The following is a 24,828-nucleotide window of genomic DNA, read 5'->3' as shown; positions in this document are numbered from 1 at the left end:
ATGATTTTAGGTGTATGTGAATGGCTAAGTACTAAAACCCAATTTTCTGCAAAAAATATAAGAATACTATTAGTTTTATTAGTTTTATTTGCAGGTTTAGGCGTTGGTGCTTATTTAATTTTATGGTTGGTAAAAATATTATCTAAAGAATAATTTATTAGTCTAATATTTTAAAAATCTGACTCATTTTTCTTACTTTATCGTAAAGTAAATCAAAAGGTAAAAAAGTATGAGAATGGTATTTATACCCTTGTTTCTTATAAAAATTAAAAGCTTGTGGCTGTTCATCCATAGCATCTAACCAAATAATTTTATATCCTTTTTCTTTAGATTTATTTTCTAACCAAAGAAGTATTTTTTTTCCAATTCCGTTACCTTGTGTTTTTTTATGAAGATAAATTCTATGTAATTTAACTTGTTTTTTTTCTGATATACCTTCTAATTTTTCATCCCAAATAATTCTAAAATTACCCACAATTTCATTATTAAAAACTATAAAATAATAATCGGCATTTTTAACAGATAATTCTTTTAAAATATTTTCTTTTGAGTATTGAGAGTTTACATACCAAACCCCTTTATCTTTCCAAAAATGACTGTAAGCTAAAGGGTAAACTTCTTCCATCAATTTAAAAAGAGTAGATGACTCTGAACTTAAAATAGACTTTAATTGTAAATTATCTGATAAATAAATCATATTAAAAAAAATAAAAAACTGCCATAGAATTCTTAATCTATAGCAGTTTTAATAATATAAAAAGTTTTAAAAATTACTCTTGATTTTCAATAGCAACTTTAATTTTTCCTTCTAGTTCTTCTGCTAATTCTGGGTTGTCTTTTATCAATCCTTTTACAGAGTCTCTTCCTTGTCCTAATTTTGTTTCTCCGTAGCTAAACCAAGAACCACTTTTCTTTACAATACCTAATTCTACAGCAATGTCTAAAATTTCTCCTACTTTAGAAATTCCTTCTCCGTACATAATATCAAATTCTGCAATTTGAAATGGTGGTGCTACTTTATTTTTTACAATTTTAACTTTTGTACTGTTACCAATAACTCTGTCTCCATCTTTAATTTGCGTTCTTCTTCTAATATCTAAACGTACAGAAGCATAAAATTTTAATGCGTTACCACCAGTTGTTGTTTCTGGATTACCAAACATTACACCAATTTTTTCACGTAATTGGTTAATAAAGATTACTGTACAGTTTGTTTTAGAAATTGTACCTGTTAATTTACGTAATGCTTGAGACATTAAACGTGCATGAAGACCCATTTTAGAATCTCCCATTTCTCCTTCAATCTCAGATTTTGGTGTTAATGCAGCAACAGAATCTATAACAACAATATCTATTGCACCAGATCTAATTAAATTATCTGCAATTTCTAATGCTTGCTCTCCGTGATCTGGCTGAGAAATAATTAAATTTTCTACATCAACTCCTAAATTTTCTGCATAAAATTTATCAAATGCATGTTCTGCATCAATAAATGCTGCAATTCCGCCAGCTTTTTGGGCTTCTGCAATTGCATGAATAGTTAATGTTGTTTTACCAGAAGATTCTGGCCCATAAATTTCTATAATTCTACCTCTTGGATAACCACCAACGCCTAATGCTAAATCTAAACCTAAAGAACCAGATGAAATTGCATCTACATCTTCTTTAACAACATCTCCTAATTTCATTACAGAACCTTTTCCGTAAGTCTTATCTAGTTTATCTAAAGTAAGTTGAAGCGCTTTAAGTTTTGCTGCTTTTTCTTTATCTACTGCCATAAATCGAACTCTATTTTTAATTTTAAAAAGTGAGACAAGTTACAAAAATATAAATTTATTTTTCCTAAAAAATAAACTACATTTTATACTATTTTTACCTAAAAAATTTAAACAATGAGTTCAAAAATATTTTTACAAAATAAGAATAGCAACATTGTAATTGAAAAAGGAGAATTAATAAGTTTTACAAAAGATAAAAAAGAATACATTCATCAAAAAGGAAATAAAGGTTGGCGTAATTCTGATGATGAAATGTTTCCGGTAATTGGCCCAACTGCCAAAAATAATTTTAGAGTACACACTAAAAACGGAGATGCTATTTTAGACCAACATGGTTTGTTACGAGAATTAGAATATTCTTTAGTTTCTTCGGATGAAAATTCTGCAAAATTTATTAAAAAATATACTAAAAATACACTTGTTAACAACAGTAAATTTCCTGTAAAATCTACCGAAGAAAATCTTTCTTGGCCTTTCAATTTTACTTTTGAAAAAGTTTTTACATTAAAAAATGATATTTTAACAATTGAATTTATCATTAGTTCTGATGAAGGAATGCCTTTTATGTTAGGTTATCATCCTGCATTTATGTTATCTGATACTGGTAACGAAATTTTAGAAGCTGGTACAGAAAAAATTACTTTAAAAGATGTTTACAAAGCTGGTTCTAACGCTTTTCCTGTTTTAGGAACTGATAAAATAATCTTAAAAAATATTGATAAAAACGATTTAGAAATATCAACCGAAGGTTTTAATAACTTTATGCTTTGGACAGAAGTTGACAACATGCTATGTATTGAGCCAATTACGCAATATACTTCTTACACAGATCAAAAATTTTCTGAAGAAAATATGTCTTTATCAACAGGAAAAAACACTTTTTCTGTAAACATAAAAGTGCTATAATTTGGCAGAAAAGCATCGTCATTTTATAATTCATAAACCCTGGGGAATGATTTCTCAGTTTGTAAATCCCGCAAAGCGGAAAAAAAAATTGTTAGGAGATTTATATGATTTTCCAGAAGGAACGATGGCAATTGGGCGTTTAGATGTTCCGTCTGAAGGTTTACTTTTATTAACAACCGATGGTAAAGTATCTGCAGAAATTAGATCTAATAAATACGAAAAAGAGTATTACGTACAAGTTGATGGTATTGTTACCGAAAAAGAAATAAAACAGTTAAAAAATGGTGTAGAAATTGGTTTTAATGGTAAAAAATACACTACAAAACCTGGTAAAGCTTTTATAATTGATGATCCTAAATTTCCTTTAAGAAGTCAGAAAATTAGAGACGAAAGACACGGACCTACAAGTTGGGTTTCTATTATTATAAGAGAAGGAAAATTTAGACAAGTACGTAAAATGACGGCTGCTGTTGGTTTGCCAACTTTACGTTTAATTCGTGTTAGAATTGGTGATATAAAATTAGACAATTTAGAAGTTGGTAATATTTTAGAAGTTGATAAGTTAATGTAACATTTATCACAAAAAAATTATAATCAACTTTATAATTTTGTGTTATGAACAATTCTAACACAACTTTATACATTGTAGCGGCAATAATTATTTTACACTTTTTAGTAGGTTTTGGTTATCTAATTTATAAGATGACTAAAAAGAAAGATACATAATTATTTATTCGATTTTTTTTGATGTTTATCAAAATACAAAGCACCTAATAACCCAAATCCTACAATTATACCGCCTAAACCATCAAAAAAAACATGAGTTTTAAAAATAGTATAGATTGATAAAAAAATTGATGCAATACTAATTGCTATTATAAAATACTGAAGCGGTTTACTCATAATTATTTTATTTACAATGTTTTATAAAAAATTAAGTCAATTTTACATTTGCATTAAACAACAAGTTATGTATAAATTCTAACTTTTTATAAACAGGTTTTGGTATTACAAAAGGATAAATATCTGGTAAACCCATAGCTCTATTTAAACTATTTGCTGCGGATGTTAAAGAGATACTTGCTTTAAATATTTGCTTAAAATTTTTAATTTTATATGGATTTTTAAATTTTAAAACTCTGTTGTTTAAAACTTCATTATTTTTATTTTTTATAGAAAAACCTATGTAATTTGCAGTTTCTAAAGTATCCATTATATGTAAATAATGCGCCCAAGTTTCTGCCCAATCTTCCCAAGGATGAGAAGCTGCATAACTACTTATAAACTCTGAATTCCAATTTGGTTTAATACCATTTTTATAATGATTTTCTAATGCTAAACCATAATCTAAACGCTCATCACCAAACAAAGATCTAAACTTATTAACATTTTTTTCTTTAAAAAGTAAAGGCCAATAATAATGACCAATTTCATGCCTAAAATGCCCTAATAATGTTCTATAAGGCTCGTTCATTTGTTTTCTTAATTGTTCTCTATGTACAGAATCTGCTTCTTTTAATATTATTGTAACAACTCCGTTTGCATGACCTGTTCTTTTATTTTCTTTATTATTTTCTGATAAAAAATCAAAAGCCAAACCTTCTATATGTAATATTTTAGACTTTAACGGTAATTTTAGTTGTAATAATTGGTAAACTAAACGATGTTTAGCTAACTCTAACCTTTTATATTTATCAAAAGCATCAATATTTGCTTTGTTTGGTATTTTTCTATTTAGATTACAAGCAACACAGAATTTATTTTTAGAAGAAGCATCTATTAACCAATTACAACTATTATGTTTATGATTAAAACAATAAGTAAGGTTTGATGTAATATTAGGTATAGAAAAATTATTAATTAAATAATTATAACCTAATGTACTCTTACATTTTTCGCAACTTTCGTTTTCGAAAAATATAATATGATTACACTTTGGGCAATTAAATAGCTTCATCTTTTTTTAATAATTTATTTTCTATCCATTCTAATATGTGGAATTCCGTCTTCTAAATATTCTTCTCCAACTTGAATAAATTGATGAGATTCGTAGAATTTTTTTAAATATTTTTGTGCGGAAATTGTAATTTTATCAACTTTAAAATGCTCTTTTACAGCTTTTATAGAAGCTTTCATTAAATCGTGTCCGTAACCATACTTACGTTCTTCTGCTACCACAACTACTCTACCAATACTGGCAAATTCAAAATAATCTCCTGGTTTAAAAATACGTGTGTAAGCTATAAGTTTATCCTCTTTTTTACCTAAAATGTGTAAAGATTTTTGATCTTTAAAATCTATATCTTGATATACACAATCTTGTTCTACCACAAAAACTTCTGATCGTAGTTGTAATATTTTATACAATTCTGTAGTAGATAATTCAGAAAAAGATTTCGTAATAAATTTCATAAAAAAATTTATAAGCTTTTTAACTAATTAACCAGCACAAGAAATTTTACCAACTCTGTTTTGATGTCTTCCACCTTCAAATTCTGTATTTAAAAAAATATCTACAAAACCTAAAGCTTGTTGTAAAGACACAAAACGTGCAGGTATTGTTAAAATATTTGCATTATTGTGTTGTCTTGTTAATGCTACCAACTCGTTATTCCAACAAAGAGCAGCTCTAATACCTTGGTGTTTATTTGCTGTCATTTGTGCACCATTACCAGAACCACATAAAATAATTCCCATTTCTGCTTTACCAGATTCTACAGCATCTGCAGTTGGATGTATTGCGTCTGGATAATCCATAGAATCGTTTGTATCGGTTCCAAAATTTAACACTTCATATCCTTTTTCTTCTAAATGTTTTATAATTTCGAACTTATATGCTGTTCCTGCGTGGTCATTACCAATGGCAATTGTCATAATAAATTGATTTTAATAGTGTTGTAAGCAACAAAAGTAAAGAAACTAAGGGTTATCAACAGTTATAAACAATCAAAATTTTATCTTTTTTAATAAACAATTAATTTTTAAGATGTTATCTATATTAAGCAAATGTTAAGAAGTATCAGTAAACTCTTAAAACTTTTTTTGGTAGATTAAAATATAATTACAATACAAGCAAGCTTTAGATATATGCAAATTTTTTTATAAGTTTTTGATAAAAGTTTATCAACATAAAATTTACATTTTGTTTACATAGATTTAGTTGTTAACTATTAAGATTTTTACGTTAACTACTGTTTATAACTATTGTTAATAACTCTATATTTTAATTGATTTTAAACATTTTAAACTACTAATAAGTTGTTCTTATTTTTTAATAAGTGATATATTAAAAGAAAAAAAGAAAAATTTATAGTAGCTATTAACACACTATTATAAACATAATTGTTTTTTAAAAATTTATAAAAGAAAAATAAATATAATATAGAATGTTTATAACTGTTTAAATCTAAAAAAAGAAAAGTAAGTTTTATTGTACTTAAAAAGTATGATATTTTTTTTAAAAGAAAAAAGGTAATAAAAACTAAACAGTTTTCTTTTCTACTCTTAAAGGGTAAAGTGAGTCTTTTTGTATTTCTACTGTTTGGTTTGTAGTTTCATCTTTATTTAAAGAAGTTTTTATGGTTACTACAGTAGCATAAATGCCTGCAATAAAGATAAAAAGGAATAAAGCTATAATTTTACGTAGATTTTTCATTTTAATAAGGGGAACTTCTTATTATATAGACGTTGTAAAAATTAAAATGTTACACAAAATTTAAGATTTTTTTAACTTTTTAAAGTAAAATTAAAAGAATACAAGTTCTTCTCTATTAAGTTTTATAGTAACTGTAAAAGTTTTTGTATACATTTGTGGCGTTGTTTTGTTATTTACATTGATAAATGTAACTTCTTCACTAATTAAAACAATGTTTCTAAATACGATGTAATAATTTAATTACGTGTATTTAGATGTAAATTATATAAGAGCCTGATATTTTATTGTATATAAATTGTAGATTTTTATTTTAATAATAAAGAAAAGCATCTCTATTTTAAAAATTTAAATTAATCAGTTAATAAATAGGCTTAAAAACAAATAACTAAATGCATTTTTTTATTGATAACTGTTTTTTAATACAAATTCAGGTTTAATAATTGTATTTTAGTATCAAACTAAACAGAAGTAAGAATAAATGAGTAGAAAGAAAAAAAGAATATTTAAAAAAAAAGGAAAAGTAATTAAAGACTTAACTAGAAATATTTTTAGAATTTTAAATGAAGACAGCGATAAATATTATAATTATAAACAAATTGCTGCAAAATTAAGTGTTACAGATACTGATGGTAAAAATCAGATTATAAAAAAACTTGCAGAGCTAACTGCAAACAAAAAAATAAAAGAAATTGATAGAGGAAAATTTCAAATAAATGCAGATAGAAAATACTCTGTAGGTGTTTTAGATATTACCTCTAACGGAAACGGATATTTTGTAACAGATGATTACGAAGAAGATATTTTTATCCCAAATGTAAATCTTGGTAAAGGTTTACATAACGATACCGTTAAAGCTTACGTATATAAAAAACGAAGCGGAAAAAAATTAGAAGCAGATGTTGTAGAAATTGTAGAAAGAGCAAAAACAGAATTTGTAGGAGTTTTACAAAAAAATAAAAATTTTGGTTTTGTAATACCAGATAGCAACAAAATGTATGCAGATATTTTTATATCGCAAAATAAATTAAATGGAGCAGAAGACGGAGATAAAGTACAAGCTACAATAACAGATTGGCCACAAAACTCTAAAAATCCTTTTGGTAAAATTACTAAAGTTTTAGGTAAACCAGGAGATCATAATACAGAAATGCATTCTATTTTATTAGAATATGATTTACCTTATGAATTTGAACCAGAAGTAGAAAAAGAGGCAGAAAATTTACCGATAGAAATTACTAAAGAAGAAATTGCTAAACGTAGAGATATGAGAGGCGATTTAACTTTTACTATAGACCCAAAAGATGCAAAAGATTTTGATGATGCATTGTCTTTTACAAAATTAGAAAATGGTAATTATGAAGTAGGAATCCATATTGCAGATGTATCGCATTATTTAGAACCAAACACTATTTTAGATGATGAAGCTTATAGCAGAGCAACATCTGTTTATTTGGTAGATAGAGTAGTACCAATGTTGCCAGAAATGTTAAGTAATGGTGTTTGTTCTTTAAGACCAAATGAAGAAAAACTAACATTTTCTGCAGTTTTTGAAATCAATAAAAAAGCCCAAGTAGTAGGCGAGTGGTTTGGTAGAACTGTAACCTATTCAGACCAACGTTTTGCGTATGAAGAAGCACAATCTATTATAGAAAATTGTAAATTATCTGATGACATTAAGCCATATACAATGCCTTTAGAAACTTCTATAATAGATAAAGAATACCAAGTTACCCCAGAAATTGTAGAAGCTACTTTGCAATTAGATAAATTAGCAAAAATTCTTCGTAAAAAAAGAATGCAACAAGGTGCTATTTCTTTTGATAGAGTAGAGGTAAAGTTTAATTTAGATGAAGAAGCAAATCCGGTTGGTGTTTATTTTAAAAAATCTAAAGATGCTAATAAATTAATTGAAGAATTTATGTTGTTAGCAAATAGAAAAGTAGCAGAATTTATTGGTTTTAATAAAGGAAAAGCAACTAATAAAACATTTGTGTATAGAGTACATGATGAGCCAGATGTAGAAAAATTGGCATCTTTACAAAACATCATAAGTAAATTTGGATATAAAATAAACACAGATACTAAAGAATCTACCTCAGAGTCTTTAAATCAGCTATTAAATGATGTAGAAGGTAAAGCAGAATCTAATATGATAGAAACTTTAACCATTCGTTCTATGTCTAAAGCTGTTTATACAACACAAAATATAGGTCATTATGGGTTGGCATTTGATTATTATAGTCATTTTACATCACCTATTAGACGATATCCAGATGTAATGACACATAGATTACTACAACACTATTTAGAGGGCGGAAAATCGCCAAAAGCAGATTCATACGAAGAAAAATGTAAACATTCTTCTAAACGAGAAGAATTGGCATCTAAAGCAGAAAGATCTTCTATAAAATACATGCAAGTTAAATACATGCAAGATCATAAAGATGAAATTTTTGATGGTGTAATTACTGGTGTTACAGAATGGGGAATTTATGTAGAAATATCTTCTAATAAATGTGAAGGTATGGTAAGAATTAGAGATATAAAAAGTGATTATTATATTTTTGATGAAAAACAATACGCAATAGTTGGGCAATCTACAAAACACATTTATCAATTAGGAGATGATGTTAAAGTTAGAGTTAAACATACAGATTTAGAAAGAAAACATTTAGATTTTTCTTTAATTGAAGATTAAATTTTATAATTTATTTGTAATAATATACCAATTATATGGTTTTATATATTGGTATAATTATTGATTTAAAAACCATAAATTTAAAAATGATGAAAAAAATAATTTATATATGTGTTTTATTATTAAGTTTTAATTTACAAGCACAATCTACGGTAACAAAAGTTTTAGGAGATTATAATATTTTAAAAGTTTATAATGGAATAGAAGTAGAGTTAATAAAATCTTCTGATCAAAAACTAGAAATTACAGGAGAAAAATCTGAAATGGTAAAAATTAAGACAGTAGATAATACTTTAAAACTGTCTTTGCCTTTTTCTTTAAAACCAGAAAATAACTCTGCAGATGGTAAAGTTTCTGTAAAACTATATTATAATAAAGATATTGCTGTTATAGATGCAAACGAAGGTTCTACTATTACAAGTAAAAATTTTATTCAAAATAAATTAGAAGTAAATGCACAAGAAAGAGCTTTTATAGATTTATCTGCAACAATTAAATATCTTAAGGTAAGAACTTCTTCTGGTGGTATTATTAAGTTAATTGGTAGTGCAGATAACCAAGAAGTAGATGTAGATTTATATGGTATTTATAATGGTTATGACATGAAAATTTCTGGAAATTCTAATGTAAAAGCTGGTACAGGAGCAAAAGCAGAAATTTTGGCAGGAGAAACTTTAAATGCAAAAGTAGGTTTTGGAGGGTCTATCTTTTACAAAGGTAACCCAGAGGTTATTAAAGATAAAAAAGTAATAGGAGGTACAATTCAAAAAAGGAATTAGGCTTTAAATAAGTTGCTATAATAACCTTTTTTGTATCTTTGTTTTTATAAAATAAAATAAAATGAACAGTTTAGCTATATATTTTGGATTTGTTAGTGGTCCTCAGATTGCAATAATAGTTGTAGTAATCTTATTATTATTTGGAGGTAAAAAAATACCAGAATTAATGAAAGGATTAGGTGGTGGTATTAAAGAATTTAAAAAAGCTGCTAAAGAAGAATCAGACGATAAATTAGAAGAAAAATAAAGATTATTTAGTATTTCTTTTAAAGAATAAAAAGCTCAATTTGTATACAAATTGAGCTTTTATTTTTTAAATTAAAAATTCCCCCAAATTTTTAATTCAATATTTAAGCGCTGCAAATATAGTTTGTAAAACTTATATTTTAATAAAATTTGTTGTAAACAGGAAGGTTTGGGATAAATGGGAACCTTATTTTATTAAATTTTCTAAAGAATTTTTAGAAAAACTTCTAGAAACCGGAATATCGAATGAAATGATATTAGATTTTAACAAGTAACCTCTTGCATTACCTTTTATATCTTTTATATAATTAGCATTTATAATATAAGATTTATGACAACGAATTATATTTTTATAGGTTTCTAGTTCATTATTTATTTTAGATAAAGTTACTCTTAGTATTTTTTCTTTTAAGTTTTTTTTATTGTCTGTTAAAATAAAAAAACTAGCATAATTACCTTCGGAAGTTATATAAACTAAGTCTGTAATTTTAAAACTTATTTTCTCTTTTTTGTTATCAGAATATATTGTTACAAACTCTTCTAAAACTACCTTGTTTTCTTTTTGTTTATTTTTAAGTGTATTAATAGTTTTTTCTGCTTTTTTCTTTCTTTTTTCTCTTAATTTTTTTTCATTAAAAAAGACAAAAAATACAATAGGTAACGTACCTACTAAGTAAGAGTAAGATAAATATCTAAAATAATTTATACTTCTAAAAGAATGAAAATTTTTAAAAAGGTTGCCTAAATACCAAAGACTACTACCAATTATAAAAACACCTATTATTATTAAAAATAAACTTCTACCAATAGTCCAATTATCTTCATGAAAATATTTTTTTAAAAAAATAGGAGGAATAAAAAGAATAAAAAAGATGCCTAAAAAAGTAATAAAACCTATAAAAGCTGTGTATTCTAATACTAATTCTGTGAATGAAGAAAGATAAAAAGGCCTAAAAAAGTATAAGAATAAGAAAATAAATATTCCCATAGATATACTAACCTTAAATTTAAATTTAATTGAAGGATTAAAATAATAAGGTGTAGAAAGCCAATAAAATAACTTCTTCATAAAGATTAAATTAATGAATTAGTTTTTCTAATTCTTCTTTTTTAAAATTTCTAGAAACGGGTATTTCTATTAAAATTTTATTAGATTTTAAGAAATATCCTCTTGCGTTTCCAGAAATAGAGTTAATAAAATATGTATTTACAATATAAGATCTGTGGCAACGTATAACATTGTTATAACTTTCTAATATTTCATTTATTTTTGTTAAAGTTATTCTTAGTATAATTTCTTTTAAATCTTTTTTATATTCAGTTAAAAGAAAAAAACTAGCATAATTACCTTGCGAAGTAACATAAACTAAGTCTTGAATTTTAAAACTAATATTTTCTTTTTTATTTTCAGAATATATAATAATAGATTCTTCTGTAACTATTTTTTCTTCTTTTACTTGATACTTTTTTAAAGTATTAATTTTTTCTGCTCTTTTTTTTCTTTTATCTCTAACATTTCTTTCATTAAAAAAAGTGAATAAAATAACAGGAAATGTACCTAAAAGGTAGACAAAAAATAAATATCTAAAATAGCCAATACTACCAAAACCATAATAACTTCTATATAAGTTACCTAAATACCAAAGAGAACTACCATTAATAAATAATCCAATTTTTATTAAAAATAAATTTCTACCAATAGTCCAATTATCTTCATTAAAATAATCTTTAAATAATAGGGGAGGTATAGTAAGTACAAATAATACTGCTAAAAATGTAATAATACCTATAAATGCAGTATATTCTAGTTCTAATCCAACAAATAAGGATATATAAAAAGGTCTAAAAAGGTATAAAAAGAGGAAAACAAATGCCCCCATAAATATACTTACTTGAAACTTAAACTTTAAAGAGGGATTAAAATAATAAGGTATTGATAGCCAATAAAATATTTTTTTCATAAAAAACTCGTGGTCAATCTTCTATACTATATTTTTACTGCTGTACCAGACGCTGTAACCATTAACATTCCTCCGTTAGGACCAACAGTTTCGTAATCTAAATCTACACCAACAATGGCATTTGCACCTAATGATAGTGCTATTTCTTGCATTTCTTTAAGAGCAGAATCTTTAGCTTCTCTTAAAACTTTTTCATAAGAACCAGATCTACCACCAACAATATCTCTAATTCCTGCAAAAAAATCTTTAAAAATATTAGCACCAATAATGGTTTCTCCAGTTATTATTCCTAAATATTTGGTAACAGGTTTATTTTCTATAGTTGGTGTTGTTGTAATTATCATGATTAATCATTTTTTTCTTTAAGTTTTGCATTTTTCATGGCTTCACCAATTTGATTACTTGCCGTAAAACTTGCAACCATATCATTTAACATTTGGCTACCTGCTTGTGGTGAATTTGGTAACAATATTAAATTACTATTTGTTTCTTGCCCTATAGATTGTAAAGTATCATAATGTTGAGTAACAACAATTAAAGCCGAAGCTTCTTGAGAGTTAATACCAACTTTATTTAACACTTCTACAGATTCCTCTAATCCACGTGCAATTTCTCTTCTTTGGTCTGCAATACCTTGTCCTTGTAAACGTTTACTTTCTGCTTCTGCTTTAGCACGTTCTACAATTAATATACGTTGTGCATCTCCTTCATATTGTGCAGCAGTTTTTTCTCTTTCTGCAGCATTAATTCTGTTCATAGCTTCTTTTACTTGTGCATCAGGATCTATATCTGTAACTAATGTTTTAATTATATCATAACCATAAGTCATCATAGCATCATTTAATTCTGATTTTACAGCTATGGCAATATCATCTTTTTTTACAAAAACGTCATCTAATTTCATTTTTGGAACTTCTGCTCTTACAACATCAAAAACATAAGAAGTAATTTGATCATGCGGATAATCTAATTTATAAAAAGCATCATAAACCTTATCTTTTATTACTTTATATTGTACAGAAACTTTTAATTTTACAAAAACATCATCTAAAGTTTTAGTTTCTATAATTACATCTAACTGTTGTATTTTTAAACTTAATCTACCTGCAATTCTTTGTACACCAGGTACTTTTAAATGAAAACCAGATTGACGGATGCTTGTAAATTTTCCAAAAGTTTCTATTATTGCAGCGGTTTGTTGTTTTACAATAAAGTAAGAAGCAAAAAGTATTAACCCGATAAGAATTATAATAATAAATGGAATTGTCATAAAATTAGAATTTAAAAAGAAAAATGTATGTAAATATAGTAATTTTAAGTAGTGTATTATTATTAGTTTTTTTATTTAAATGTTACATTTTACAAAAAAACCTATTAATATTATTAACAGGTTTTTAAATTTTGTATTTATTCTAATTCTGGTTCAAAAAATTTATAGATTTTTTTGTTGTATTTAATCCACTTATTATATTTTTTTTCTGATAATAAATTTTTCATAGAATTAATTAATTTATCATCTTCTGCTTTAAGTGTTTTAGAAAAAGGTTTTAAATCATCAATCATTTTTTTCTGAACCTTTGCTTGATCTGAATAATCGCCAGTTTTTCTTGCATTTTTTTGGAAATTATCAATCATATCTTTACTACTATTAATTAAGAAACTATTTATTCTAACTATATCTTTAGTATCTTTATTATATTTAGTTAAAATATCAGAAAATTCTTTACCTTCTTTTGATGATAATTTTACACCCGTTTTTTTTGCAGCTTTTTCTATATCATAAGTAACAATACCTAAATATTTTTCTATCGGAAAATCTGGTTCTGGTATTTTTTGTTCTGTTTGTGGTTGCATCATTTGTCTTTGGCGCTGTCTATTATAACCATAACCAGAATATTGTGCTTGTATATTAAAAGCACAAAATAGAACAAAAAGAAGGATTATTTTTTTCATAATTATAGTTTTTCTATTGCGTTTTCTAATCTTATGATAGTTTCTTGTTTACCTATCATTGCAATAATATCAAATAAATGCGGGCCAGCCAATTTACCAACCAAAGATAAACGTAAGGGTTGCATTACTTTACCAAAACCAATTTCTTTGGCAGTAATCCATTCTTTAATTTCTTTTTCTGTATTTTCTGATGAAAAATCTTCAATTTTATTGATAACATCAATTAATTCTTTCATCAATTCTGCTGTACCTTCTTTCCAATTTTTCTTTGATGCTTTTGCATCGTATTCTTTTGGTGTTGAAAAAAAGAAATTAGATAAATCCCAAAAATCATTTACAAAAACAGCTCTTTCTTTTATTGATGAAACTACTTTTAAAACAAATTTTTTGTCTTTTGTAATTCCTTTCTCAGCCAAAATAGGTAAAAACAATTCGGTAAGTTCATCATCAGACTTTGTCTGCATATATTGTTGATTAAACCATTTTGTTTTGTCTGGACTAAATTTTGCTCCAGATTTACTTACTCTTTTTAAATCGAAAGAATGTATTAATTCTTCTAAAGAAAATATTTCTTGTTCTGTTCCAGGATTCCATCCTAAGAAAGCTAACATGTTTATAAAGGCATCAGAAAAATAACCATCTTCTTTATATCCACGAGAAATATCACCAGAAACTTCATTTGTATATTCTAAAGGAAATACCGGGAAACCTAATTTATCTCCGTCTCTTTTACTTAATTTACCTTTACCAACTGGTTTTAAAATTAAAGGTAAATGTGCAAATTTAGGTGCGTCCCAACCAAAAGCCTTGTATAATAAAACATGTAAAGGCATTGATGGTAACCATTCTTCACCACGAATAACGTGCGTAATTTTCATTAAATGATCATCTACAATATTTGCTAAATGATATGTTGGCATTCCGTCTCCTTTAAATAAAATTTTATCATCTAAAGTATTTGTATCAATTTTAATGTTTCCACGTATTTCATCCTCCATAAGTAATGTTTCATCTTGTGGAGATTTAAATCTGATAACGTAATTTTCGCCAGTATTTATTTTTGCTTCTACTTCTTCTTTTGGTAAAACCAAAGAGTTTACCAAATTGCCACCATTTCTATTATGCCAATTGTATATAAAAGTTTTACCTTCTGCTTCGTATCCTTTTCTGTGAGCATCTAATTGTTCTGCTGTATCAAAAGCATAATAAGCCCAACCAGAGTTTATTAAAATATCTGCATACTTTTTGTACAATTCTTTACGTTCTGATTGTCTGTAAGGACCAAATTTTTCGTTAGTATTTGGGCCTTCATCAAATGGAATGTTACACCATTTTAAAGCATCAATTATATATTGTTCTGCATTTGCTACATAACGAGTTTGGTCTGTATCTTCTATACGTAACACAAAAGTTCCGTTATTTTTTTTAGCAAATAAATAATTATATAAAGCTGTTCTTACACCACCAATGTGTAATGGTCCTGTAGGACTTGGTGCAAAACGAACACGAACGTTAGATTCCATTTTGTTTTAATTTTTTGATAGAACAAAGATAGTTTTTAAAAGAGAAAACAGAAATTAGAGAAAAGAAAAATGAGTTTAATTATTTATTGTTATTAATTTTCAATTTTTATAAAACTGATTTTTAAAACTTTTTATAAACACCCACAGATAAAGCAACTTGCTTTGCTACATTATTTCCAAAGAAAGCTGCGGGTAAACTTGCTGTAACTCCAAAATTATCAGAAAATTCTCCAATAGCTTTTATACCAACAACTCCATACTCTTGATTGTTTATATATAAAGAGGTAATTAAATTTTTATCAGACAAAATAATATCTCCGTTATTAAAAGACTTTTCTATATCTAAAAAACCAATTAACCAAAAATTCTTTAAAATTTTGTTACCATATTCTCCACCAAATTTAAAATTAGAACTGTAATTATTTGTTCTGATTTTTGCTCCAATAAAAGTTTGCAAATAAGATTTTTTAAAACTTTTACCAGATAAAAATAGGGGAGTAAAAGTAAAAGCATCGTAACCCGTTCTTATTCCAGAATTTTTATAAAAAGAACTTGTATTTGTTTCTAGAGATAATTGACCAGAAAACAACCAATCTTTTTTATAAAAATTATGTTTTACACCAATTTCTAAATTTCCTAAACTTGTTTTATTATCATTTATATTTTGGCTACAATCTCCTATACAATCAACAGCAGGATCAATGTAATTTAAATTGTTTACAGAAATTAATTTTAAAGGTATGTTTACCAATAAAGTTGTGTTGTTTGTAATTCCGTATTCGTTATAAAGTTGAATTGTGTTGTCAGATATTTTTCCGTTGATAGAATAATCTGGATAACCAAAAAATTCGTTATAATTAGATATTGTTGATAAAGATATTTGTGTGTAGAAATCTCCTTTTTTTTGAGTCCAAGGTCCTTGAGAGAAAACAGAAATACTTAATAATAAAAGTAGAAATTTTGGTAATTTTTTCATTTTAATTGATTTTTATTAATTAGTAACATTTATTGTTAATAACTTACAAAAAATCGTTTTAACAAATATTTGATTGTGTATCAACGTAAAAATACTATTTTTAATAGTTAATTATGGCAGAATTTAAACAAATAGAGGAGAAGTTACACCAGTTTACTAGAAAATATTACACTAGTGAGTTGATAAAAGGAAGTATTTTATTCTTTTCTTTTGGTTTATTGTATTTATTATTCACTTTATTTTTAGAATATTTTTTATGGTTAAAACCTTATGCTAGAACCATATTATTTTGGCTTTTTTTATTGGTAGAATTATTTTTATTAATACGTTTTATTTTTGTTCCAATTTTTAAATTAGTTGGTTTAAGAAAAGGTATTTCTTTTGAAGAATGTTCTAAAATTATTGGAAACCATTTTCCGCAGGTTCAAGATAAATTATTAAACATTTTACAATTACAAAAATCTTTAGAAAAATCTGATTTATTAATAGCTAGTATCAATCAAAAATCACAAGAATTAGTACCAGTTCCGTTTGTAAAAGCTGTAGATTTTAAAAAGAATAAAAAATATCTAAAATATATAATTATACCTATTTTAATATTTATAATTAATTCATTATCAGGTAATAATGGTAAATTAACACAAAGTTTACAACGTGTTGTAAATCATAATATTACATACAATCCGCCAGCTCCTTTCAATTTTATTCTTAAAAATACAGATTTAAAAGTTATACAAGGAAAATCAATTTCTATTTTGTTTGAAACTAACGGAAAAGTATTACCTAAAGAAGCTTATATCCATTTTAATAATGAAAAATATTTATTAGAAAATAATGATTTAGGTTCTTTTTCATATTTATTTTCTGATGTTCAACAACCAATCAATTTTTATATTGAAGCTAACGGAATTCAATCTCAAAATTATACTGTTGATGTAGTTAAAACACCAACAATAAATAATATATCATTAGAACTAAACTATCCAAAATATTTAAATAAGAAAAATGAAGTTATAGAAAATTCTGGTAATATTTCTGTTCCAGAAGGTACAGTTATTACTTGGCAAGTTACTACAAATCAAACAGAATCTTTATCTTTTTTAAACAATGATAAAAGAAAATATTTTGATATTGTTACTAACAATGTTTTTAAATATTCTCAAAAAATTTATAACTCTTTAGATTATCAAATATCGTCTTCAAATAATAATTTAAAAGATTTTGAAAATTTAAATTTTTCTATTGATGTTATAAAAGATGAATTTCCAACAATTTCTGTATCCTCTAATTTTGATGAAACTAAACGTGGAACATCAGAATTTGCTGGTCAAATTTCAGACGATTATGGTTTAAATAAATTAGAGATTATTTATTACGATGATAACAATTCAGAAAATAAACATTCTATTAATCTTGATATTTCAAAAGAAAACATTCAAACTTTCTTCTACCAATTTCCTGATGGTTTAAATTTAATAGAAGGAATAAATTATGAATTCTTTTTTCAGATTTCTGATAATGATGCTGTAAATGGTTTTAAGAAGTCTAAAAGTAAAGTTTTTAATTTTAAAAAAAGAAGTAGAGAAGAAGTAGAGGAAGAGTTATTGAAGGAACAAAAAAATGCAATTAATAATATTGAGTCTACAGTTAAGGAACAAAAAAAGCAACAAAAATATTTAGATGAAGTAAAGAAAGATTTACAAACAAAAAAGAATATTAGTTGGAATGATAAAAATAAGATTGAAAATTTTGTAAAACGTCAGCAAGATTATAATCAAATGATGAATAAACAAAGTGAAAAATTACAAGATAATCTTGAAGAAATTAACGATGAAAATGAAGCTTTAAAAAATAAAAAAGAAGAATTAAAAAAGAGAATTGAAGAGTTAAAGAAGAACGAGAGACAAAAAAAGCTTTTAGATGAAATAGAAAAAATGGCCGAAAAGCTTAATAAAGAAGATTTAGTTAAAAAGGCTAAAGAATTATCTGAACAGAATAAACAACAAGAAAGAAGTTTAGAACGAATTTTAGAGCTAACAAAAAGATTTTATGTAGAGCAAAAGACGATGCAAATTGCTAATAAAATTCAAAATTTATCAGAGAAACAAAAAGAGTTAATTAATAAAACAGAAAATTCTTTAGAAAATCAAAAACAAATAAATCAAAATTTTAAAGCTATAAAAAAAGAAATTAAAGACCTTAATAAAGATAATGAGAAATTAAAAGAGCCATTAGGCTTACCAGATTTAGACGAAGAACAAAATAATATTGATAAAGATTTAGAAAAATCTGAGGAAAATTTGTCTAAAGATAATAAAGCATCAGCAAAAAAGAATCAAAAAAATGCTTCTCAAAAAATGAAAAATATGAGTAGTAAGATTCAACAATCTATGTTAAAAATGGAAGCTGAATCTATAGAAGAAAATATTGATGATCTAAGAAAAATATTAGAAAATTTACTTAATTTTTCTTTTAAGCAAGAATTATTAATGCACAAGTTTGAAGATATTTCTACAACACATCCAGACTTTGGTAACGACCTAAAAAAGCAAAATGATTTAAAAGTTTATTTTGAGCATATAGATGATAGCCTATATGTATTGTCTATGCGAGTTCCAAAAATATCATCTAAAATTAAAGAAGATTTATCTTCTACGCATTATAATTTAGATCAATCTTTAGATAACTTCTCCGAAAATTATTTTGATCATGGTATTTCTAATCAGCGTTATGTTATGAACTCTGTTAATAGTTTATCAGATTATTTAAGTAACATTTTAAATAATATGCAGAACAGTATGTCATTAAAAAGGGGTGATAAAAATAAAAATAATTCTAAAGAATTTAGTTTACCCGATTTGATAAAAAAACAAAATAAAATTTCTGATGATTTAAAAAAAGGTTCACAAAAAGGCAATAAACCTGATGATAAGGAAGGTGGAGAAAAAGAAGGAAATAAGGGTAAAAATAGTACTAATGGTAATAGTGGTTCTAACGGAAAAAATGGTAAAGAAGGTAATTCAGATATTCCATCATCCGAAGAACTAGATTCGGAGATTTATAAAATTTATAAACAACAAAGTATATTAAGACAAGAACTTCAAAATCAAATTGAAAATAATTCTGGTATTAATCCAGATTTTAAAAATGTTTTAAAATCTATGGAAGAGCTGGAAAATGATATTTTAGAAAAAGGTTTTAATACTGAAGTTCTTAATAATATTGAAAAATTAAATTATCAATTACTAAAGTTAGAAAATGCTAATTTAGAACAAGGTGAGGATAAAAATAGAAATTCTAAAGTGAGTTTAGATGTACAAAAGAAGCGTAATATTAAAGCAATTGAGTTTAAAAAGCAGTTTTATAATCAAACTGAAATTTTAAATAGACAATCATTACCTTTGCAACAAAATTATAAGATTAAAGTTAGAGATTATTTTTCTAATATAAAGGAAGATTAAAGATGATTACATTTAATTACGAAACAGATTTTAAATTATCTAATGAAAATATTATTGAAAATTGGATTGATACTGTTGTAGAAAACAATGAATTTACCATTGGTGAAATCAATTATATTTTTTGTGATGATGAATATTTACATAAACTAAATGTAGAGTTTTTACAACATGATACATTAACAGATGTGATTAGTTTTGATAATACTTTAGGGAATCTTATAAGTGGAGATATTTATATATCTGTAGAAAGAGTAGAAGATAATGCTAAAGATTTTAATGTTTCTTTTAATGAAGAATTACAAAGAGTTATGATTCATGGTGTTTTACATTACATTGGTTATAAAGATAAGTCTACAGAAGATATAAAAGCAATGAGAAAAGCAGAAAATGAAGCTTTATTGCTAATAAATAATTGATATTCAGTTTAATAATATAAAAAGTTTCACGTGGAACGTTAAGTAATGAGTTTATTTACAACAACATATGATGTAATTGTAGTAGGTGGAGGTCATGCCGGTAGCGAGGCAGCTGCAGCTGCAGCAAATATGGGTGCACACACTTTATTAATTACAATGAATTTGCAGAATATAGCTCAAATGAGCTGTAATCCTGCCATGGGAGGAATTGCAAAAGGACAAATAGTTAGAGAGATTGATGCTTTAGGAGGTTATAGTGCTATTGTTACAGATAAGACAGCTATTCAGTTTAAAATGCTAAATAAATCTAAGGGTCCTGCTATGTGGAGTCCTAGAGCTCAATCAGACAGAATGCAATTTGCAGAATGCTGGAGAACAATGTTAGAGCAAACAGAAAATTTAGATTTTTATCAAGATTCTGTTAATGGTTTATTGTTTGATGAAGATAAAATTGTAGGTGTAAAAACAGCTTTAGGTTTAGAGATTAAAGCAAAAACTGTTGTTATTACTGCTGGTACTTTTTTAAATGGATTGATTCATATTGGAGAAAAAACATTTGGTGGAGGTAGAGCAGGTGAAGGAGCTTCTACAGGAATTACTGAAGATTTAGTTGCTATAGGATTTGAATCTGGTAGAATGAAAACAGGTACACCTCCTAGAGTAGATGGTAGATCTTTAGATTATTCTAAAATGATTGAGCAACCAGGTGATGAAATAACTGAGAAGTTTTCTTATTTACCAACAACTATTTCTTTAAAAAAACAAAGATCTTGTTACTTAACTTATACAAATTTAAAAGTACATAATTTGTTAAGAGAAGGTTTTGATAGATCACCAATGTTTAATGGTCGAATTAAATCTACCGGACCAAGATATTGTCCTTCTGTAGAAGATAAAATTAATCGTTTTGCTACTAAAGATAGACATCAAATTTTTGTAGAACCAGAAGGTTGGACAACTTGTGAGATGTATGTAAATGGGTTTTCAACATCATTACCAGAAGATATACAAGATAAGGCTATAAGATCTATAGCTGGTTTTGAGAATGTAAAATTCTTAAGATATGGTTATGCTATAGAGTATGATTATTTTCCGCCAACACAATTGACTCATTCTTTAGAAACAAAACTAGTCAAGAATTTATTTTTTGCTGGTCAGATTAATGGAACTACTGGTTATGAAGAGGCAGCTGCACAAGGTTTAATGGCAGGTGTAAATGCCGCTTTAAAAGTGCAAGAAAAAGAACCTTTTATATTAAAAAGAAATGAAGCTTATATTGGTGTTTTAGTAGATGATTTAATTACTAAAGGTACAGAAGAACCTTATAGAATGTTTACATCAAGAGCAGAATACAGAACTTTGTTAAGGCAAGATAATGCAGATTTAAGATTAACACCAATAGGTTATAAATTAGGTTTAGCGTCTAAAGAAAGATTAGATAGAGTTATTAAAAAGCAAGAAAAAGCAGATTTACTTGTTCGGTTTTTAGAAAAAACTAGTGTTAAGCAAGAAGAGATAAACCCAATTTTAGAAGCAAAAAATTTGGCATTAATTAATCAATCTATGAAGCTTTATAAAATTGCTGCAAGACCACAATTAGAGTTTTCTGATTTTAAAAATCTAGTGAAATTAAATAAGTTTCTACTAGAAAATGATATTGATAAAGAAGTAATAGAGCAAGCAGTTATTCATTTAAAATACTCTGGTTATATTGCAAAAGAAAAAAGTAATGCAGATAAATTAAATAGATTAGAGAATGTAGTTATTCCTTCTTCTTTTGATTATCAAAAAGTAAAATCTTTGTCTTTTGAAGCAAGAGAAAAGTTAAGTAAAATTCAACCAACCACTATCTCTCAAGCAAGTAGAATTAGTGGAGTTTCACCAAGTGATATTTCTGTATTATTGGTTTATATGGGTAGATAGTTTAATTGTAATTTAAAGAATGTTCCTCGTGGAACAAATTAATTTTTATTACAAAAAAATGTATTTTTTAATTCCTGCTTAGGCAGGAATTTCAATTTTAAGATGATTAGAAATGAATAAGAAAATTGATTTTTATAAAGATTTAAATCCTTTTTTAGAGTGTAAAGATTTTACTGTTTCAGGAGAAGTTTATCAGGTTAAAAAGAATAATGAATTTGATATGTTGGTTACAGTTCCTATTCCTAAAAATTTAGGTAATTATTATAAAAGCGAAGATTATATTTCTCATACAGATTCTAAAAAATCTTTGTTAGATAAAGTTTATCAGGCTGTAAAAAATATCACACTAAAAAGAAAATTGAATTTAATTAATTCGTTTAATACAGAATCTAAAAATATTTTAGATGTTGGAGCAGGAACAGGTGATTTTTTAAAGGTGTGTAAAAATAATTTTTGGAATGTTTCTGGAATAGAACCTAGTTTAGATGCTAGAAATATTGCAAAGAAAAAAGATGTTTTTTTACATGAAAATCTTTCTGAATTTAAAAACATAAAGTTTGATGTAATTACACTTTGGCATGTTTTAGAACATGTAGAAAATCTATCAGAATATATTTCTACGTTAAATAGTTTACTTGCTAAAAAAGGAAAATTAATAATTGCTGTACCAAATTTTAAAAGTTACGATGCAAATTTTTATAAACAGTATTGGGCAGCTTTTGATGTTCCTAGACATTTATGGCATTTTTCTCAATCATCAATTTCTAAATTATTTTCTTTAGAAAATATGATAGTAGAAAAAACTTTACCTATGAAATTTGATGCTTATTATGTTTCTCTTTTAAGTGATAAATATATGTCTGGAAAAATGAAACCTTTTAAATCTTTCTATAAAGGTTTCGCTTCTAATTTTAAAGCAAGAAAATGTAAAGAATATTCTTCTTTAATTTATGTTATAAAAAAGAAATAAAATTTGGATTTCTTTGTAATGTTTATCAAGCCTTTAAAATTAATTTTAAGGGCTTTTCTTATAGATAAAATTTTATTGTTCCTCGTGGAACAGTGATACTTTTTTTGTGTTTTTTAATTTTTATTAAAAGATTAAATAATAAAAATTCAGAAATATTTAAACACTAGAGTAGTGGTAACTATTTTTTAGAATGATTTCAATTTTTAAGAAACTATAAATTTTAATAATTATCACAAAAAAATAAAATGAATATATTGTATGAAAACGAAAATCTATTTATAAAGTTTTTGTTTAAGCTAGATTCTTTTTTTAAAACAAAAACATATCTAAATTATAAATGAAGATTAAAAAGTAGGAGAATATTAAAATTGAACTTTAAAATTGATAAAAAGTACATTTAATTAGTTAATGTCTTAAAAAAGCAGCTAAAAATCATTTTAAAAAACGTTATTAAAGTTAAAGTACTTGTATTATAGAAATACCTTAGAAAAAAAAGAAAACCTCTTAAAACGGATATTTTAAGAGGTTTTTTAATAATTTTTACTTATTAAAAAATATTTTATTATTGATTTTAATTATTTAATAAATAAACTCCGAATAAGGTTATCAAAAAATAGACACCTAAAGACATCGCTCCTGGATAATCTTTTGCAAGACGTTGCCCAATGAGCATAAAAATTAAACTAACCGCAGAAAGCTCAATTCCTAATAAAGCGATTTCTTTTATTTCTGAAGTGTAAATTTGATAAACTCCAATTATCATTAAAAGAGAAGCAACAATTTCTACAAGCAAAAGAATGGCTAATAGAAAAGGTACTTTGTTTTTTAAAGGTGATTCTTTAAAGTGCTCTTTTATAAAAAGGATATTTCCTGTCCAATCAGAAATTTTTTCGAATGCTGATATTACAAAAGTGATAATTAAAAACAATAAGATTAATATTTCTGTTGGATGATTAGAAAATAGTTTCATTTATATGTTTTATGTTTCTTATGTAATATAACTTAGCTTTCTAAATTATTAAACTGTTTCTAATACCTTTTCTTTAATTACAGTTTCTTTAACCAAACTTGTTTTTTTAACTAAACTTTCTTTAGCTAATTTTCTAGAAGCTGAAAAAGAATGTGCAGCTTCTCTATCGTATAATAACGTTTTTTTGTACATCATAAGTATTTGTTTTTTTTGTTAATTATTTATTCACTAAAAGCTTGGTCAACTGGTTCCCAAAGCTCTATTTTATTTCCTTCGTTGTCTAAAATCCAACCAAATTTTCCGTAATCGTATTCTTCTATTTCACCTACAATTGTTACACCTTCTTTTTTTAATTCAGCCAATAATTCAACTAAATTTTCAACTCTATAATTAAACATAAAGTCTTTTTTAGAAGGTTCAAAATATTTGGTTTCATTATCAAACGGACTCCATTGAGTGGTGCATTTTTTTCCGTTTTCATCTTTCCACCAAAAAGTACAACCCCAATCGTCTGTATTAAAACCCAAATGGTTTTTATACCATTCTTTAGTTGCTTTAGTATCTTTAGATTTAAAAAATAAACCACCAATTCCTGTAACTCTATTTTTCATCT

Annotated in this window: 27 protein-coding genes; 10 read left to right on the top strand and 17 right to left on the bottom strand. The window is 25.7% G+C overall.

The genetic code is table 11. The features are described from left to right. Window positions 1–153 (top strand): PspC domain-containing protein, encoded by a 153-nt coding sequence (locus KI686_RS01710; protein WP_237587514.1) that lies wholly within the window; start codon window positions 1–3, stop codon window positions 151–153. 4 nt (window positions 154–157) lie between these two features. On the opposite strand, the gene KI686_RS01705 is transcribed toward KI686_RS01710, so the two are convergent. Both KI686_RS01705 and recA read right to left on the bottom strand, forming a co-directional pair. Further along, entirely contained in the window at window positions 158–697 is a 540-nt protein-coding gene (locus KI686_RS01705; RefSeq protein WP_237587513.1) for a GNAT family N-acetyltransferase, read from the bottom strand. A 73-nt stretch (window positions 698–770) separates the two neighbouring features. Further along, window positions 771–1,778 carry a recombinase RecA gene (gene recA / locus KI686_RS01700; protein ID WP_237587512.1) on the bottom strand — a complete coding sequence of 336 codons (1,008 nt, stop codon included), beginning with the start codon at window positions 1,776–1,778 and terminating at the stop codon, window positions 771–773. 114 nt (window positions 1,779–1,892) lie between these two features. Here recA and KI686_RS01695 point away from each other — a divergent pair, with 114 nt between their 5' ends. After that, window positions 1,893–2,684, top strand: a complete 792-nt coding sequence (locus KI686_RS01695) for an aldose 1-epimerase (RefSeq protein ID WP_237587511.1) — start codon at window positions 1,893–1,895, stop codon at window positions 2,682–2,684. Between the two features lie 25 nt (window positions 2,685–2,709). Continuing rightward, window positions 2,710–3,255: a pseudouridine synthase gene (locus KI686_RS01690; RefSeq protein WP_368735866.1), complete on the top strand. Its 546-nt coding sequence runs from the start codon at window positions 2,710–2,712 to the stop codon at window positions 3,253–3,255. Between the two features lie 155 nt (window positions 3,256–3,410). Here the strand turns inward: KI686_RS01690 and KI686_RS01685 are convergent, their stop codons facing one another. The 5 genes from KI686_RS01685 to KI686_RS01665 form a co-directional block, all read right to left on the bottom strand. After that, a complete protein-coding gene (locus KI686_RS01685; protein WP_237587510.1) occupies window positions 3,411–3,587 on the bottom strand; it encodes a hypothetical protein in 177 nt (58 codons plus the stop codon). Between the two features lie 31 nt (window positions 3,588–3,618). Continuing rightward, window positions 3,619–4,641 (bottom strand): zinc-binding metallopeptidase family protein, encoded by a 1,023-nt coding sequence (locus tag KI686_RS01680; RefSeq protein WP_237587509.1) that lies wholly within the window; start codon window positions 4,639–4,641, stop codon window positions 3,619–3,621. Window positions 4,642–4,655: 14 nt separating this feature from the next. Next, a complete protein-coding gene (locus KI686_RS01675) occupies window positions 4,656–5,096 on the bottom strand; it encodes a GNAT family N-acetyltransferase (protein ID WP_237587508.1) in 441 nt (146 codons plus the stop codon). 27 nt (window positions 5,097–5,123) lie between these two features. Next, window positions 5,124–5,558, bottom strand: coding sequence for a ribose 5-phosphate isomerase B (rpiB, locus tag KI686_RS01670; protein WP_237587507.1), 435 nt, complete (start codon window positions 5,556–5,558; stop codon window positions 5,124–5,126). 607 nt (window positions 5,559–6,165) lie between these two features. Further along, on the bottom strand, window positions 6,166–6,339 hold the full coding sequence (locus KI686_RS01665; protein ID WP_237587506.1) for a hypothetical protein: 174 nt from the start codon (window positions 6,337–6,339) through the stop codon (window positions 6,166–6,168). A gap of 478 nt (window positions 6,340–6,817) precedes the next feature. On the opposite strand from KI686_RS01665, the gene rnr reads away from it, so the two are divergent. The 3 genes from rnr (at window position 6,818) to KI686_RS01650 (ending at window position 10,063) form a co-directional block, all read left to right on the top strand. Next, on the top strand, window positions 6,818–9,037 hold the full coding sequence (gene rnr, locus KI686_RS01660) for a ribonuclease R (protein ID WP_237587505.1): 2,220 nt from the start codon (window positions 6,818–6,820) through the stop codon (window positions 9,035–9,037). A gap of 89 nt (window positions 9,038–9,126) precedes the next feature. Continuing rightward, entirely contained in the window at window positions 9,127–9,816 is a 690-nt protein-coding gene (locus KI686_RS01655) for a head GIN domain-containing protein (RefSeq protein ID WP_237587504.1), read from the top strand. Window positions 9,817–9,877: 61 nt separating this feature from the next. Then, a complete protein-coding gene (locus tag KI686_RS01650; RefSeq protein ID WP_237587503.1) occupies window positions 9,878–10,063 on the top strand; it encodes a Sec-independent protein translocase subunit TatA/TatB in 186 nt (61 codons plus the stop codon). Window positions 10,064–10,249: 186 nt separating this feature from the next. Here the strand turns inward: KI686_RS01650 and KI686_RS01645 are convergent, their stop codons facing one another. From KI686_RS01645 to KI686_RS01615, 7 genes are all read right to left on the bottom strand, one after another. After that, window positions 10,250–11,131: a LytTR family DNA-binding domain-containing protein gene (locus KI686_RS01645; protein ID WP_237587502.1), complete on the bottom strand. Its 882-nt coding sequence runs from the start codon at window positions 11,129–11,131 to the stop codon at window positions 10,250–10,252. Between the two features lie 10 nt (window positions 11,132–11,141). After that, entirely contained in the window at window positions 11,142–12,023 is an 882-nt protein-coding gene (locus tag KI686_RS01640; RefSeq protein ID WP_237587501.1) for a LytR/AlgR family response regulator transcription factor, read from the bottom strand. 26 nt (window positions 12,024–12,049) lie between these two features. Continuing rightward, window positions 12,050–12,367, bottom strand: coding sequence for a heavy metal-binding domain-containing protein (locus tag KI686_RS01635; RefSeq protein ID WP_237587500.1), 318 nt, complete (start codon window positions 12,365–12,367; stop codon window positions 12,050–12,052). A 2-nt stretch (window positions 12,368–12,369) separates the two neighbouring features. Then, complete coding sequence (locus KI686_RS01630; protein WP_237587499.1) at window positions 12,370–13,293, bottom strand: SPFH domain-containing protein; 924 nt, start codon at window positions 13,291–13,293, stop codon at window positions 12,370–12,372. A gap of 137 nt (window positions 13,294–13,430) precedes the next feature. Continuing rightward, window positions 13,431–13,976, bottom strand: a complete 546-nt coding sequence (locus KI686_RS01625; RefSeq protein WP_237587498.1) for a hypothetical protein — start codon at window positions 13,974–13,976, stop codon at window positions 13,431–13,433. A gap of 2 nt (window positions 13,977–13,978) precedes the next feature. Further along, window positions 13,979–15,499: a glutamate--tRNA ligase gene (gene gltX, locus KI686_RS01620; protein ID WP_237587497.1), complete on the bottom strand. Its 1,521-nt coding sequence runs from the start codon at window positions 15,497–15,499 to the stop codon at window positions 13,979–13,981. 121 nt (window positions 15,500–15,620) lie between these two features. Continuing rightward, window positions 15,621–16,475 (bottom strand): hypothetical protein, encoded by an 855-nt coding sequence (locus tag KI686_RS01615; RefSeq protein ID WP_237587496.1) that lies wholly within the window; start codon window positions 16,473–16,475, stop codon window positions 15,621–15,623. Window positions 16,476–16,588: 113 nt separating this feature from the next. On the opposite strand from KI686_RS01615, the gene KI686_RS01610 reads away from it, so the two are divergent. From KI686_RS01610 to KI686_RS01595, 4 genes are all read left to right on the top strand, one after another. Continuing rightward, window positions 16,589–19,936 carry a DUF4175 family protein gene (locus KI686_RS01610; protein ID WP_237587495.1) on the top strand — a complete coding sequence of 1,116 codons (3,348 nt, stop codon included), beginning with the start codon at window positions 16,589–16,591 and terminating at the stop codon, window positions 19,934–19,936. 2 nt (window positions 19,937–19,938) lie between these two features. Continuing rightward, window positions 19,939–20,352: an rRNA maturation RNase YbeY gene (ybeY, locus tag KI686_RS01605; RefSeq protein WP_237587494.1), complete on the top strand. Its 414-nt coding sequence runs from the start codon at window positions 19,939–19,941 to the stop codon at window positions 20,350–20,352. Between the two features lie 45 nt (window positions 20,353–20,397). Continuing rightward, window positions 20,398–22,275, top strand: a complete 1,878-nt coding sequence (gene mnmG, locus KI686_RS01600; RefSeq protein WP_237587491.1) for a tRNA uridine-5-carboxymethylaminomethyl(34) synthesis enzyme MnmG — start codon at window positions 20,398–20,400, stop codon at window positions 22,273–22,275. 112 nt (window positions 22,276–22,387) lie between these two features. Beyond that, a complete protein-coding gene (locus KI686_RS01595) occupies window positions 22,388–23,245 on the top strand; it encodes a class I SAM-dependent methyltransferase (RefSeq protein WP_237587489.1) in 858 nt (285 codons plus the stop codon). A gap of 571 nt (window positions 23,246–23,816) precedes the next feature. Here KI686_RS01595 and KI686_RS01590 read toward each other — a convergent pair. From KI686_RS01590 to KI686_RS01580, 3 genes are read right to left on the bottom strand one after another with little or no spacing between them, the layout of a single operon-like run. Beyond that, complete coding sequence (locus KI686_RS01590; protein ID WP_237587488.1) at window positions 23,817–24,215, bottom strand: DoxX family protein; 399 nt, start codon at window positions 24,213–24,215, stop codon at window positions 23,817–23,819. Window positions 24,216–24,263: 48 nt separating this feature from the next. Next, the gene (locus tag KI686_RS01585) at window positions 24,264–24,410 is read right to left on the bottom strand and encodes a hypothetical protein (RefSeq protein WP_237587487.1); all 147 of its coding nucleotides are present in this window, start codon (window positions 24,408–24,410) and stop codon (window positions 24,264–24,266) included. Window positions 24,411–24,436: 26 nt separating this feature from the next. Further along, window positions 24,437–24,826, bottom strand: a complete 390-nt coding sequence (locus tag KI686_RS01580) for a VOC family protein (RefSeq protein WP_237587486.1) — start codon at window positions 24,824–24,826, stop codon at window positions 24,437–24,439. Window positions 24,827–24,828: the final 2 nt, after the last annotated feature.

It is taken from the genome of Polaribacter sargassicola (assembly GCF_021991835.1).
Taxonomy (GTDB): domain Bacteria; phylum Bacteroidota; class Bacteroidia; order Flavobacteriales; family Flavobacteriaceae; genus Polaribacter; species Polaribacter sargassicola.
This window is presented reverse-complemented; position numbering and strand designations above follow the sequence as displayed.